Origin of the sequence: Ktedonospora formicarum, assembly GCF_016587355.1 — a bacterium.
Lineage (GTDB): Bacteria > Chloroflexota > Ktedonobacteria > Ktedonobacterales > Ktedonobacteraceae > Ktedonobacter > Ktedonobacter formicarum.
Genome location: NZ_BNJF01000001.1, coordinates 1045784 through 1060373, shown reverse-complemented (window position 1 = coordinate 1060373; position 14590 = coordinate 1045784). Strand labels below are relative to the sequence as shown.

At 51.8% G+C, this 14590-nt stretch carries 10 protein-coding genes; 1 reads left to right on the top strand and 9 read right to left on the bottom strand.

Annotated elements, in window-relative coordinates; all coding sequences use genetic code 11:
• Positions 1-86: 86 nt before the first annotated feature.
• Together K3T82_RS04590 and K3T82_RS04585 are read right to left on the bottom strand one after the other, a co-directional pair.
• Positions 87-1379, bottom strand: coding sequence for a cytosine deaminase (locus K3T82_RS04590; RefSeq protein WP_220192307.1), 1293 nt, complete (start codon positions 1377-1379; stop codon positions 87-89).
• 193 nt (positions 1380-1572) lie between these two features.
• Positions 1573-2961 (bottom strand): purine-cytosine permease family protein, encoded by a 1389-nt coding sequence (locus K3T82_RS04585; protein WP_220192306.1) that lies wholly within the window; start codon positions 2959-2961, stop codon positions 1573-1575.
• A 394-nt stretch (positions 2962-3355) separates the two neighbouring features.
• Between K3T82_RS04585 and K3T82_RS04580 the strand changes: the two genes are divergently transcribed.
• Positions 3356-4846 (top strand): hypothetical protein, encoded by a 1491-nt coding sequence (locus K3T82_RS04580; protein ID WP_220192305.1) that lies wholly within the window; start codon positions 3356-3358, stop codon positions 4844-4846.
• Between the two features lie 325 nt (positions 4847-5171).
• Here the strand turns inward: K3T82_RS04580 and K3T82_RS04575 are convergent, their stop codons facing one another.
• The 7 genes from K3T82_RS04575 to K3T82_RS04545 form a co-directional block, all read right to left on the bottom strand.
• Complete coding sequence (locus K3T82_RS04575; RefSeq protein ID WP_220192304.1) at positions 5172-5708, bottom strand: response regulator transcription factor; 537 nt, start codon at positions 5706-5708, stop codon at positions 5172-5174.
• Positions 5709-6181: 473 nt separating this feature from the next.
• On the bottom strand, positions 6182-7636 hold the full coding sequence (locus K3T82_RS04570) for a hypothetical protein (RefSeq protein ID WP_220192303.1): 1455 nt from the start codon (positions 7634-7636) through the stop codon (positions 6182-6184).
• 8 nt (positions 7637-7644) lie between these two features.
• Positions 7645-10341: a VirB4 family type IV secretion system protein gene (locus K3T82_RS04565; protein ID WP_220192302.1), complete on the bottom strand. Its 2697-nt coding sequence runs from the start codon at positions 10339-10341 to the stop codon at positions 7645-7647.
• An 18-nt stretch (positions 10342-10359) separates the two neighbouring features.
• Positions 10360-10752, bottom strand: coding sequence for a PrgI family mobile element protein (locus tag K3T82_RS04560; protein ID WP_220192301.1), 393 nt, complete (start codon positions 10750-10752; stop codon positions 10360-10362).
• Positions 10753-10776: 24 nt separating this feature from the next.
• The gene (locus tag K3T82_RS04555) at positions 10777-10923 is read right to left on the bottom strand and encodes a hypothetical protein (RefSeq protein ID WP_220192300.1); all 147 of its coding nucleotides are present in this window, start codon (positions 10921-10923) and stop codon (positions 10777-10779) included.
• A gap of 391 nt (positions 10924-11314) precedes the next feature.
• The gene (locus K3T82_RS04550) at positions 11315-12631 is read right to left on the bottom strand and encodes a CHAP domain-containing protein (protein WP_220192299.1); all 1317 of its coding nucleotides are present in this window, start codon (positions 12629-12631) and stop codon (positions 11315-11317) included.
• 21 nt (positions 12632-12652) lie between these two features.
• Positions 12653-14584, bottom strand: a complete 1932-nt coding sequence (locus tag K3T82_RS04545; RefSeq protein ID WP_220192298.1) for a hypothetical protein — start codon at positions 14582-14584, stop codon at positions 12653-12655.
• Positions 14585-14590 lie beyond the last annotated feature (6 nt).

Here is a 14590-nt window from a genome sequence, read left to right as displayed (position 1 = left end):
TCTCTTTATTCTAGGGATGCTATCGCTTTAACGCAAGCACCAATTGCTAGCCCTTTGAGCAAGCCAATTTTATTGCGCTGGCCGCATCACATCGTAATGCGGCGGAACGTGACCTCGGTTTCTTGCTCCTGTTCGCGCTTGACATAGCTGCGCCCTGGCTCGCTTCGCGCGACTTCCACACCTGCCTTGAAGACATGCAGGCGAGCAGGGAGCAGGCGCAGCGTCTCAAAGGCTGATGGCGCGTCTAGCACCAGGAAATCAGCGGGTTTTCCCTGCTCAATGCCGTAGCGATCTTGAATGCGGAGCGCCTTTGCGGCATTGCTGGTGATAAGATCTAGCACATCGGCGATCTCATCATAGCCGCTCATGTGACAGAGGAAGAGCGCGAGCTGAGCCGCCGCCAGCATGTCGCCACGACCCAGAGGAAACCAGGGGTCCATGATCGAGTCGTGTCCTAGGGCCACGTTAACGCCATTGGCGAGCAGTTCCTTAACGCGAGTAATGCCCCGTCGTTTGGGATACGTATCAAAGCGCCCTTGGAGGACGACATTGTCAAAGGGATTTGCGATCACGTTCATTTGGGCTTTCTTGAGGAGGCCCATCAGTTTAAAAGCGTAGGCGTTGTCATAGGAATGCATGGCTGTACAATGGCTGGCTGTTACGCGCCCTTGCCAGCCCTGTTTGAGGGTGTCAGCCGCCATGACTTCGGTGAAGCGTGAAAGTGGATCATCGGTTTCATCGCAATGGCAATCAATATCGCGATCAAATTCTTGTGCTAGAGCAAAGACGTAGTGGACATCTTCCACGCCCATATCCCGTGTCCACTCATGATGAGGGATACCGCCCACTACATCACAGCCCATTTCCAGCGCCTTGCGCATCAAACCAGGACCATCAGGAGAGGAATAGATGCCGTCCTGGGGGAAGGCCACCAGTTGCAGGTGGCAGATATCGCGTACCTCCTCACGCACCTCTAGTAAGGCGCGCAAGGCTGTGAGATTTGGATCACAGACATCGACATGGCTGCGAATGTGTAGGGTCCCTTGTGCGACCTCCCAGCGTATTTCTTCCAGGGCCCGCTGCTTGACCTCTTCTACCGTCAGGTTCTGTTTGCGCTCACCCCAAATCTGGATGCCCTCAAGCAAGGTTCCTGAAGTATTATAACGTGGCTGACCTACAGTCAAGACCGCGTCAAGATGTACATGCGCATCAATAAAGGGTGGTGTGACAAGGCGTCCTTCGGCCTTGATCACGCGCTTGGCTTGGGTTGGGTCCAGATCTGGCGCGATGCGCGTGAAGACTCCATCCTTGACAGCTATATCAACGGTATCTGCGTGCCTATGCAAGCGCGCCTGACGAATGAGTAGATCATATTGCATGGATTGCCACTGTCCTTTTCGTAGATGTTGTAATGGAAGCGCTCCTCACGCTACACTGTAAAAAGTATAGCATGCAAGTAACTGTTCAATATTCCTTTATATTATGTAGGCTCAGAGCTTTACATATAAACAAGGGGAATAGTCATCTCTGATGACTATTCCCCTTGTTGAGAACCTTTACCAGGGGTAAAATTTAGCGTTGTGTCTGGCGAAGCTCGATAGGGCGCAGGATCAGGTACGCGATACAGGCGAAGACTACACCTAGCTCGAAACCGATATCCATATAGCCACCCAGGAGCTGCGCGATAGGACCAGTGAAGAGAAGCTGTGAGGCTCCCAGATATACACCAACCAGACCCAGCGCCATCGAAACCAGTGCTGCCCAGCCTACTGGAAGCTTGCTTCGCGTATTCCAATCCTCGACATTATATTTCCCCTTGCGGAAGACGCGATCCTCCAGGAAGAGGATGATGCCCCAGGGGCCTAGCCAGTAGGCGATCAACAGCAGGAAATTCTCCAGGGTGGAATTGAAATTTGATGCAGCGGGGACCGCGATCAGGATGTAGATAACAGCGCCGATCAGCGTCCAGACAGCCCGGTTGATCTTCTGGAAAGACTTACCGAGGACCTGGATGGTCAAACCAAGGCTATAGTCATTGGGGATATTGTTAGCGACGACGCTTAGAGCCAGCAGGGCCAGTAGAAGCGTTCCAAAGCCACCCAGGGGCTGCAATACGGCGGCCAGTAGATCACCACCACCTTTGCCTCCATACACCGTAGCGGTACTCAGACTTAGCCCCAGCGTCTCTAACAGGATACAGGGGATGGTGACACCCAGGAAGGTGAGCCAGAAGACGCGCGACGCCGGTGTCTCCTCTGGCTGATTGACGTTGTAGTCCGCCGCGTATGAACTCCAGCCAGTGGCAAAGCCGTAGATAGCGCCTCCAAAGGAGACCAGCCCCGAGATCCAGGCTGCGCTCACGACAGGCGTGGGCACAATCGCCATGTGAGGACCACCAATGACTGCCAGGAGCGCGAAGATCAGCGCCATAGGAATCCAGGCGAAGCGCTCATAACGATGGACATATTTATATCCGTAGATGCTTACAACAGTTGTGAGCACCGCGATGATGATGATACCTAGCCAGCGTGGTACAGCGCCGTTACTGAGTGCCTCTACCAGTTGTCCACCGACAATAACGTTGACTGCTGACCAGCCGATGCAGGCTGCGACGTTGAAGAGTGACATGACGATGCTGCCAACCCAGCCGAAGGAGAAACGCGAGATGGTCATCTGGCGCAGACCCAGCTTGGGTCCCATTGTGGAGAAAAAGGCCACGGGCAGAACGCCCAGGATATTAAAAATAACAATGATAGCGAGACCATCCCAGAAGCCGAGCTTAAATACGGGGACCGCCAGCCCGCCCAATGCCACGGTAGAAATAACCAGGTTTGCCGAGAGCCACATCGTAAAATTGTCAAAAATACGCACATGTGCTCGCGCTTGCGGTGAGACACGTTCAATGCCATGCGTCTCGATGGACTTGTCTAGATCAGAAACCAGTACAGTATCTGTCGACATGCAAGAAACCCTTTCGTTGGATGCTCCACCTACTTCTATCGAAAACCTGAGCAATAGTGCTGGCTGCCAGAATGGCAGCATCGGTTTTCGGATAAGTCCTTAATCCCCTGAAAAAGATACAAAAATACGCCATAAGCAAAGGCTTACAGCGCTGTATGCCAAAGGGAATACTTCAACTCTGCCATAGTATACTACAAAAAAAAGATTCCTGGTGGCAAATGAGGCTCGAAATTGGGAGATAGAGCAAAAACGAAGACGTAAAGATGGAGGAATCACATAACAAATGAGGCCGAGGCCCCGGGCATGCCGTTCCTGAACAGGAACGACACGCCCGGAAGACCTCGACACAGGGTCCACACATATGCCCAGAAACACCCCTTGGGGGTGCGGCTGTGTGACCTCAGTCGGCCTTGGACTGGGTGGACTGCTCTTGCGCCGGGGCATCCTTCCCCGACGACATGAGCACCATCGAGATGAGCCCGACGATGCCGCCCACGAACTCCAGGGCTGCGAGCAGAGCGCCGCTCTGCGCGACCGGGAAGGCCGTGGAGTTCGTGTACGCCTCCCAGTGGTGGGCATACACCTTCGCCGCCATTTGGGCAAGGTACACGCTCATGAAGGTGCCGAAGACATTGAGGGCCAGGATCTGGCCCAACGACGTCAGCAGACCCCACAGCGGTCCCATCTTCTGCCACCCGCGGCGGTGCAGAAGAGCCGCCCATGGACGACGGTCGGTGACAGCCCACCATCCGAGGTATCCCAGTCCCAGCCGGGACACCTGCCCACCGAGGCGGGCGGCGATGGTCATCAGCCCCGCCATGATCGTCCCGACACATGTCCGGAAGATCAGGAGGTCGTCGACCTCCCCAATCGGAGTACTGAGGCGAACGGTAACCATCCACGACCAGATCGCTCCGACCAGAGCCAGGGCGAGGAGAGCCAGTCCCGTGCTTGCCCAGAACCAGTCCTGGGCTTGGGGGAACAGGGGATGGTGGTCAGCTCCTCGGCGCTTCATCATCTTCTCCATGCGCTTCGCCAGGGCGGCCTGCTCGTCGCCGCGTCCGATGAAGGACCGGACGACGAGGAACCCGAGGACCAGGATGCACTGCTGGGCGAGGGCTACACCCTTGCCTGCAGTGGATGTGGTCAGCGTTACCAGGTAGCTGATCAGGAGGCCAGTGATGGTCAGGCGCACTGCCTGCCGAGCAGGGGTGTCGTACCAGATCGCCACTTCGCGGATGCGGCGTCCCAGCACGTAGGTGCTGGCGAGGACGAAGGGGCCTGCCATGAGCGACGGCCCGATTGCGGCGAAGACCTTGAGTCCCAGCCACCATGTGTGGCTGTCGTACCTGGGCTTGACCCCGAGGCCGAGAACGAACACGGCTGTGCTGATGCAGAGAACCACTGCCAGCACCGTGGCCGCGATGCTCAGCAGCAGACGCTGCTTCTTGAGCATCCTCTTGCTGAGGTCGATGCCTCGGTTGCGCAGTCGCTGCTCCTTTGCGCCTCGCCGCGCGTACGAAGTCGGCCGCTTGAAGCTGAACGCGAGCTCGGGGGTGTACTTCTGCCACGGCCGCGCGATGCGGCACGTGGCCCTCCAGTAGTGCTCCTGCATGGTGCGCTTTTTGTGGCGCACCACCATGAATACCCCCACCTTCAGGGTACCCACCTTGAACCATCCGCCTTCTGTCCGCCTTACGGTTCGGATGATTCGAACCGCCCTGAACTTGAACGAGAAGAATTTCTTGGCCCCTCCTTGGGAGACCTCGACTTCTCGCTTGAAGCGCATGGCACCGAGCCGAGCCGTGAAGCCCTGCTCAGACTTGCCGATTGCAAGGATGCCGCGCTGCGACATCTTTGCAATTGTGATCCCGATCACGACTAGGACGATTGCCACAAACGGCATGGTCTTGAACACCCACATCACTGCCACCTGCTCCTTAGGCTGGTTCCTGGATTATGTCTTGGACTCTATATTCATTTGTTAAGGTGTTGCTTGTTAACACGCTTCAACGTGTGGTTGTGCACGCGTCTTTGCATGCTTGCTCCGGCTGCACTTGTGATGCCCCTAGAGCGTGAGGAAAGCGTTCCCCACCCAGCTACTTAGCCGTTTACCGCTATTTTCACCTCCGTAACGGTCGGACTCGCGCGAGTCAAAACTTCCACGCAAGCGGATGGGTGATGCTTAGTAATTAAATATATTACCCTATTTACAGCAATAAATCAATGTTAGCTCGCTTTTTTAGGGGACACTGTAGTAATGGTGATAGCCTCTCTGATTTGCCTGGCATGTTTATGGTAAGAAGAGAGGGAGGGAGGGGGCTTTGTACTGGCAAGTTCAGTACAAAGCCCCCTCCTTCTAAAGAGCGTCGTGAGCGCAAAAAAAACGCTATCTCGATGATTTTAGGCGGCTTCGGGAGGAGCACATAGCCATAGTTGTTAACACAGTAGATATATATGCCGGTTCCCCTGATCTTGCTTCTAATCCTATCAATATGTTTGTCCATCATCATGCGAACCTTGGTATCCATGGCATAGTTATAGGCCATCATCGCCAGATTGGTATAGGTTACCGGATGTCCATGTCTCAGAGAAAGAAGCAAACGGTACTCTGTCGAGGTTAGAATAACCGTTATATTGCCAATTGTAACCGCACGCCGTTCCAGGTCCCATTTCATATCCTGAACTTGCACTGTCCTGTGTTCATCGATCTCAATTGGATGAAAGAAGCGGTTAGAAACTGTCATAGCTTGGTTTCTCCTTCCAGTATTGCTTAATGTCTTATGCGAAAACCAACGCCGTTAATGGCGGCTCGCGGCGTTGATGTTCGTTGCAACAGCCGTGCTCAGATTTTCGGATAAGGAGTGATCCGTGTTTTATAGAAGGACAACCTGTCTACCTTCATTACAGACAGCATATCCTAAAGCAGGAGGTCCCCATATATCGGATACGGTGAACCAAATAATAGAAACATATTTATGATGCCTGGATGGTCGATAATTCTTTCCATCGGGAGCATTGGTGCGTAGACGTATAATACCCTACTGTTCACTTCTCGCGCTTTGAACTACTTCACAATTTGAGCCCAATTTTTGAGATAATTGTCTAAGATTGCTGTTCAAACTCTTTCACAGCAATGGAAGAGGCTCAGAAAAGTTCTAAGCAAAACTTTTCTGAGCCTCTTCCATTGCAACAGAACCCAGGTCGCATTTCTGAAAAGCTACTTCTTTTCGTCGTTGCGTTTCTTCTCGTTTGATTGCTGGCTCTCTTGAAGAACCTTCTTCAAGACATTATCATGATGGAATACATCTGGGATTGGCCCCTCGAAGGGATTGCCAAAGACAAAGGGCGACTCTTCTTCCTCTTCTGATAATGACGAGTCACTAGTTGACTCCTCTTCAATAGTGCTCTCTTCCTGGAAGAGGTCGATGAGATCGCTCTGTACGTCAAATGGATTATTAGCCGTGTGTTGTGGTGCCCGCGTTGGTTGAATGGGCTCTTTATCTGTTGGCTGGTTCATGGCAACCTCGAGGGCTGCCTCTCCCAGTACCGAGCCACTCTCCACCTTCTCAGGCTCGGGTGTGGCCTGGTAGAAGCCCAGTTCGCGCAAGACTTTTGCTTGCTGTTGTGCATCACCCGGCTGGAAGGGTTTTTTCTGCAAGTTATTGCCAGCGACGATCTGACGCTTGCCTGTCTCCTCATCCACATCGAATGGAGTCTCGATTGCTTCCTCGTCTGGTGCCGCTTCCACATCCTGAATGACAGTCAGTGTTGTCTCCTCATCCAACTCTGGTAGCGTCGCAAGCTCTTGTTTGGGAAGAGTGAGTGCCTGCAACTGCATCGTTGGCTGATGGGTATTCTCTGAATCTTCGAAGGGGTTGTCAGGGAACTGGTCAGGTGTTTCCTGGCTCCCTATCTGAGGAGTGGGTATGGAGCTGTCAATCGGTAAAATAGGTGTAGTCAGCGGCATCTCCGGTGAGGATGTATGAGCCTGTCCTTGTATTGGCGGCGTTTGCATAGCCGGAGCTACTAGTGGGGGCTGGGTTCCAGAGTTGCCTCTCGGTAGCTGTAGATGTTGCACAGGTTGTTGGGTCTTGAATGCCTGCTGTGCCTGCGCTGGGTGCCAGTGTGGTTGAACTGGCTGTTGCGCCGCCGGATAGGGCATTGGGACAGGCGGCTGTTGATGCGCTTGTATAGGTTGTTGTACACCAGAACCCGGAAATGGTTGTTGAGACTGAGCCTGAAGGTATGGTTGATGTTGTGCATAAACCTGTGGCTGGTTAGGAGCATTGTAGACAGCCTGAGGGGGTGCGATATGCACCCCCTGATGATATGGCGTGAGTGGTGCAACGGCTTGCTGCTGGTTGCTACCGATGAATGCTTTCAATTCGCGGAAAGCTAGCCAGAGGCAGAGCCCCCAGGCTACGAGCAGCAGGATTGACTGTAAGGCTAGTACAAACACAGGTAGCAAGAGCGCAGTCTGTTGTTGAGACCACAGAGTCTCCCATTGTGTATAGACATGGAACAGGTAGACCCACGTTGTTGGAGGCCATCCTTCGAGGAAGCCGATGAGCACCATTACCCCAACGATTGGTAGGAAGCGAAAGAGTAGTCGTTGCTGGCGTGAAGCACCCCCCCTCTCTGTGGTATTAGTTGTGGTCTGCGAAGCCTGCATGCGTTTCCTCAATTCCTTTGATTCTGATCAGGTTTTGGGGCAATCGTCCCTTGTACTGTGCGTCCATTGGAAGCGGGGCGCCCCTTCTTCGCGGTACCGTTTCCCATGGCGTTGAGTTGCTGATAATATTCAAGTTCTTCAATTGTTTCGTCAACTACCGAAGTTGCAGGTGTACCTAGAGTTGTGTTTGCCATCTCCGCTTCTTTGGGAGAGGCTACGACCTCCATTGGCGTCCAGTTTTTGGTTGTGAAGAGTCCCTCACCACGCCTGGCTGCGAGCAAGAAGTTGCGTTGTCCAGGGCTCAGCCGGAAGGTGCGCACGACTGATTCCACTGTTGAGGAGTCTTGCTTCATCAGGAATTTCATGGTCGCCATTGCCAGGATGGTTCTTCCCTCTTCAGATCCCAGGAAGTCATCCGAGTTCTGAGTGGTACACCAGAGACCACCACCGTATTTACGGATTCTTCTGGCGAACTCTGCTAGGAACTTCGCGCCCTGCTGGAACTGCATCAAGAGCCAGGCTTCGTCGATGAGAATAATGGTGTGACGCTGATTTCCCAGTCCCTCACGAGCCTGGCGCATCTTTGTCCAGAGGAACTCCGTGATAAGGAAGAGTCCGACAGGCTTGAGGGTATCATTGAGCTCACGAATGTTGAAGTCGACGAAGCGATTATCGAGTACAACGCGAGTGCGGCTTGGGAAGAGATGCAGATAGCGCTCCAGTCGCTCATGTAGCCCAAAGGTATCCTCACCAACACCAAAGCGATGGTCTCCACGCGAAGCACTGGACATAATCACGAAGAACTCTTGCATATTGGGTGGTGTGCGATGATGCGTCGACGAGTCCATCGTAATGCCACGGTTCTCGTAGGTCTTGATCAAGCACCTATAGAGGAACGCTTTCTCCTTCTGCGTCAGCGCGCCGCCATCGGAAAGTAGCAGCTCAAACAGGGTGATCAGGTTGAGCAATTTCTCGCGGAAGAAATTACTGTTCTCATCGTCTTGTTCATCCTGGTTCGCGTTTGCCGGGCGCTCGGCCTTATACAGATCGAACGGATTGAGCTGTAGGGATTCAGATGAGAGGCGCACATACTGCCCATTGACACGATTACACAGATTGTTATATTCCGCTTCTGGGTCAACAACATAGACATTGGAGGTTGGTAACAAGCGACAGGAGACTGTCTTGAGGAAGAAGCTCTTGCCTGCTCCTGATTTCGCGAAGACAACGAGGTTCGCGTTCTCCAGTTCCTTGCTGTTGAAGGGGTCGAGAATGATCAAACTGCCACTTGGGTGAACCCCGAACATGACACCAGTATCCATGCTGATATCGCTACCAGTAAAGGGATAGAAGGTCGCGGCTGAGCCTGTACCAAAGAGGCGTGCTCGACCTAGCTGATTATCTCCATCTGGTAGGCAACTTAACAGACCTGCATGATGCTGCCAGTGTGCGGGTAGGGCGCGGAAATCAAGACTACGGATCGCGGACATCAAGCGGTTATTACGCTCACTTAGCTCCTGGCGGGTCCGCCCACGTACCTGCACGAAAAGCGACATACTGAAGATGCGCTCATCGCCGCGTGCCAGCTTCTCGCGCAGAGCCTCAATATCACTCAGGGCGATGGCATCGTTTGGATCGGCGGCTTTACCCTGGCGCTGAGAGGCCATGATGGAGCCACGGAACTCTGTTGCCTTCTTACCCAGGCGAGCCGTCACCTGCTGAGGGGAGAGAGGAGAGATATGGATGCTAAAGTCGACATGTGGTTCGTCAACCTGAATGATCGAGTCGAGCCAGCCAGGGTAGACGCTACGAGGGTAATTCACAAAGGTTAGGGTACGTGTGTATTCATGCCCCAGTTCGCCAGCAATACGCACATACCAGGGGAAGACCTCAATGCTGCTGGGAGCGATGAGCTCTGGAATACTCACAAAATCAGGCGTCTTCTGTTTTTTTTCTGGCTGTTTTTTCTCTTTCCCAGCTTTCTTTTTGCCTCTCGTTAACTCCTCTTCCCCCATGGTATCTTCCTCCAGGGAATAGGAGCGAGAATTGGACTTCTCACGCGTTGACACCATTAGATTATTCGCGCCATGCAACAGATTATCACTTATAGGAAACTGGCGCGCCTCTTCTGAGAGCAGGCTACTTTGATAGAGATCAATGATTTCTTTCTCTTGCAGCCGATGGCCTGTCAAACCGAGGCGCTCTAGCTGGCGTATCAATTCATCTGTGCGTAGGCGGAGTTGGGTCTGCGCGTTGATCAGTGCCTCGGCCCGATTTCTATTCAAAGTCGCATCTGCCGGCACGATAATATAAAAGACGCGCTTGACTAGTGCTCGTTTGGAAGCGAGTTGCTGTACAAATTGCGCATGATCTCGCGAAACCTCCGCGAGATCCCCCTGAATACTTTTGAGGCTGTTTAGGTAGTCATCAAGCCGGTGAGGAAGGTTTTTAATAAGGATTTGGAGCGGATAGGAGAGACCATTGAGGAAAGATTTAAAGCCTTCGATCAAGGCGTCCTGGTCATCCTCAGCCATCAGCGCGAAATTGACCGTATTCACTTTGATGATCGAGCGATACTCATAGACCTTGCGTCCGAAGTTCAGGCACGCGACCTCGCCCGCGACCTCACGCAACCTGACAAATGTCTTGATGACATTCCCCGTTCCGTTTATCATCTGGCTGGGAGTCTGGGGAGCTGTTAACATGGATACGCACTCCTTATCCTACTCGAGAAGATTGTCGTCTTCACCTGATTTTACTCTCGTCTTTTGCTGAGTTACTATGCTTCTGTTACTATCTTCAGGTTCGCTTTCAGATGACTTATAAATATACAGTCTTGGCATACTAACATATAGGAACCAGCACATAACCCATTCCTCGATGGGCCTTTCCGCGATAGGAAACAGTGCTACAATGAAGGCTATAATTGTAGGGATAACAGCGATGATGATGCTAGTGACAGACCACCACTGGGCTGATATAAAGTCCTGGATATTACCCCAAAGGGAATATCCAGCGACAATGCCACAGACGATGATCAAAAGCTCGCGTCCTGTACGCCCAAATATAACCTTCGGTTGTTCATTGAGGAATGTTGGAATCTCCTCTTTCTGCATTGAAAAACTCCAGGATAGATTGATCTACGGGAGTGTCACCCCAAATGCGGTTGCAAGTAGCTTGGACAGCGTGGTTCCCAAAAGCATGATGACCAACCCGACGACCGCAGCGGTCAGGGCCATATTGGACATCGCGACGCGGCGGTCACTACCAAAGGACACCATACGCATGATACCAGCCACTGCAATACCGATGAGAAAGATCGTGACTCCGAGTGTTCGGATGAGTCCTTCGATACTGGTCGCAAAACCAAGGATTTGCGCGTAAGCATTTTTACCGCCACCATTGGGGGGCGCTGGGGGGCAAAGTGCCGTAGGGATGAGGCTACATCATTGAATACTGGGATGATTCCATGCACTTGATTGAGCACAATATGGGGGTCAACCATGAGCTGGGTGATATGCAGTAACATCATAGCTGTTTTGATTCCTTCCTCTTCTATGAAGTGTATAACCATGCGCTTACATCATAATGCATGGATCGCAATTCGTCTATGAAGTACGTAACAAATTACTATTCTTCCTTACTCTCCTGCCTGCTACGCAATGTGTCGCACTAATCCTATGGCATGTATTTACGGTATGCTCCACCAGTATAAGTAGTCCAAGGGCTGAAAGAGGTACCTTTGTTACTAATCTTATAGGCTTCTTTAAACGAGCAGAGAGGATCGAAGGCGCATTCATCTTTGACTTCAAAATGCCAGTAATTATTTATTTGCATGATGCCTCTATCTAATGTACGGCCCTTTTTGTGGACGTGCCACTGAGGGTACCAATCATGCCAATCTTTGTTCAACAAACAGTTCTTAGGATTAAGGCTACTCTCGGCATGTGCGATGGCGATGATGACGTCGAGTCCGTGCCCCGAGAATCCTGCTTGTGCTGCTAGTTGGCGGGCTTGCGATTCCGGCATGGCGCGTGCTTTTTCGTCGCACTTTGCATCTCCCGATGGTGTGTATGGAGTGGTGGAGAAGGGGTCACCCCACTTTTTGCTCCAATCATCTTTGTGAATAAAGCCCAGGAGGGTATATTCCGAACTCCAGTTTATGGTTGCGAAACCATTGGATTTGAGAGGCCATTTGAGCAGATTGACATCACCATTACCCATATGGATATTTGTATTGCCAGGCGCATTGCCTTGTGCCAGATAGACCGTGCCATCTTTCCCTCCACTGGGAGGTGTCACTCCGACGACGAGCATGATATGTCCATAGACGCCGTGATCCATAACTGCAAGGTCGCCAATGGAGGGCATACCCGAGCCATTGTTGATGTACTTCCATCCGGCGTTTTCATATATTGAATGATTAGCTCTCCAGTAATCTATTGCATTGCCTTTTGCTGGGAGTGCATTTCCTGAGAGTCCAAAGACCGTACTTATGAACATGGCGCATTGGAAGCCGTTTCCACAAGTAAGCTGGACCACACTACAGTCTAGAAAATTTGTGGCGAGGATACCACCATCGGTTTTACCTACTGGTAGTGCTTCGGGGCATATGCGCCCTCCACATATCTTACGCCAGTATTGGATGACAATTTGCATAATGGGATTGTTATAATCATAATTATTGTTATGGCCTTTGTAATCCGTAAGATTATGTTCTATTGCGAGAGCTACAAGGACCGGATTACCCGACTTGATCATTGACATATCATCGCCGGTGAGGGTGGTGAGATCCCCTACAACCGTATCTGAGGCATAATAGGTGGGTGCTCCATTCTGAAACCACCAGCTACCAATACTGCCTAGCAGTAAGGTTCCTACGCTTATTATGCCTAGCATTTGTAGTCCAAGAGCTGAGACCAGACCACCAACACCACTTAGAAAGCCGCCTCCCAGGCTCGCGCCAGCCGCTCCCTTCCCCATAAAACTACTCATTGGTTCCCTCCTTCTTGCTATTTAGCGTGCCACCGCGGCGACGGCTGAGGCCCCGGTAAGGACGGTTTGTGTGACCATTTGGAATTGTGTGACCTGCATGGCGACCGTGGTACTGACCGCTTGCGCCATCATTTGCCCGGCTTCAGACATGGTATTCATAGGAGCGCTTCCTAGTAGAGATGGAATGCGGATAACGAACCAGAGGCAGGCGATATGCATCATGTCCGCAAGCGTTTCTTCTTTGAGATGTCCGATGATGTGCTGTGGATCGCCTCCCACAAAAGCCAGCACATTGCCAAGGAGAACCTGGGTCACGATGGCGGCGATAACCATCAGGAACTGTACCATGGAAGTGGTGATAAATCCTTGGAGCCATAAGCGTGCCACAGGTTGTCCTACTCGCCCAGGGAGCGCCCAGCAGGCGATTCCTAGAGGAGCGGTGATGATATAGAGGTTGATGAAGAAGAGGCGGATAATCATCTGCCCCAACAGCATAAGGGCCATCAACTTGATAATCATCTTGAGCCCATGCCCTAGCTCTGCGAGGTTTTTGAAGAGATCCTGAAAATCCAGGTCATTGGGAACAAGCTGAAAGTTGCTCCCGGTCGCGTCGTTTTCGCATGTGTATACTATGGCATCGCCTACTTTATCAGGCTCATCTTCGGGACCAGAGGGACGATCACCACCAAAGAGAAGAAAGTTTATTTGTAGCGATAAATCTCTTTGGGTGGTTACCAGAGAATCTGGCGTGTGGTCCATAATATATTGCTTCTCGACATCATCGATTTCGGCGGTGAACTTCTTCCAGTCTTCATACCATTTATAAGGATTGGTTTTTATTGTTGCCACATCTTCTTGCATGGTTGAAGCCATCGCCTTGAGGTCTGTTACCTTATCAGCTGGAATGTTGCTTTTCCCGTCTTCTACCTGGCGGGTCATGTAGTTCGTGCGAGCTTCGAGATAATTGCGAATGGGATTGCTTGCGGGATCACCGCCACCGAATACCCGATAGCGGCGACCATTGTCAAAATTGATTTCCTTGAATGTACAGAACATATCCTCAGCGAATTGTTTCCTATCCTTGCTGGTCGAACTGCCATTCTCATCAGGATTATCGGGTCCAGGCCACTTATCCGCGACCTGAAGGGGGGTCAGACCAGGATCCTTTTCAAACTGTTCCTCGTCCCCTTTTAACGCGCTGGGGAAGAAGAGGCGGAGGGTGTAGTCTTTATAGTCTCCCGCACCAAACCCCGATTTGGTCCGATGAATATCTGGGTTTTCCTGTGCGTATGAATAAATGTAGTTGGTCATGGTATTGTTGAGACCAACAATAGCCATTGCAAAGGTCAAACTCAGATGAGCCGCGATAATGGCGACCAGTACCCCAGGCAACTCTTCTACCGCGCGTGAGTAGCGGAAGACGCCTCCTGTCAAAATGAGTTTGACGCCATTGAGCATGATGACAACCACAAGAAATGCATCCACGATCCCCAATATAAAGCCCCAGAGCGAGCGAATATTCGCGTTTTCGATAGTAATATCCGTCGGGGTATTGAAAAAGAGCGCATTCTCTTTGGCAATAGGATTCTGGATCTTGGGATCTTTCTTGGTATAGGTGCCATTGTTGTTGCCTCCTTCGAGGCAATCTTTTATCGCCTGATCTGTTGTGTTTTCCTGCTGACATTCTTCAGGGGTCGCGCTGTGAGCCTGGCTTATAATCTTCTCAAGTGGAACGGCGATAGCTCCCAGTCCTGTGTAGGTATTCGTCAATTCTGTGTGTTGTGCGATTGTGGTCATAGTGGAGTTCGCCACCTGGAGCAAGGGTTGCCACTGGGTTACCAAGACCACGACCTGGAAGAATAGCACAATCAGCAACAGGTCCAGGTGGTGCCACCAGCGTCGTTGTTTGGGCTGTTTTCTAGCGAGGAGCGTGTTTGGTATGAACTTGATCATTCTCTA

Coding starts and splice junctions, on each gene's coding strand:
- K3T82_RS04590 (WP_220192307.1), bottom strand. CDS start 1,379: ATGCAATATGATCTACTCATTCGTCAGGCGCGCTTGCATAGGCACGCA.
- K3T82_RS04585 (WP_220192306.1), bottom strand. CDS start 2,961: ATGTCGACAGATACTGTACTGGTTTCTGATCTAGACAAGTCCATCGAG.
- K3T82_RS04575 (WP_220192304.1), bottom strand. CDS start 5,708: ATGACAGTTTCTAACCGCTTCTTTCATCCAATTGAGATCGATGAACAC.
- K3T82_RS04570 (WP_220192303.1), bottom strand. CDS start 7,636: ATGCAGGCTTCGCAGACCACAACTAATACCACAGAGAGGGGGGGTGCT.
- K3T82_RS04565 (WP_220192302.1), bottom strand. CDS start 10,341: ATGTTAACAGCTCCCCAGACTCCCAGCCAGATGATAAACGGAACGGGG.
- K3T82_RS04560 (WP_220192301.1), bottom strand. CDS start 10,752: ATGCAGAAAGAGGAGATTCCAACATTCCTCAATGAACAACCGAAGGTT.
- K3T82_RS04555 (WP_220192300.1), bottom strand. CDS start 10,923: ATGCGTATGGTGTCCTTTGGTAGTGACCGCCGCGTCGCGATGTCCAAT.
- K3T82_RS04550 (WP_220192299.1), bottom strand. CDS start 12,631: ATGAGTAGTTTTATGGGGAAGGGAGCGGCTGGCGCGAGCCTGGGAGGC.
- K3T82_RS04545 (WP_220192298.1), bottom strand. CDS start 14,584: ATGATCAAGTTCATACCAAACACGCTCCTCGCTAGAAAACAGCCCAAA.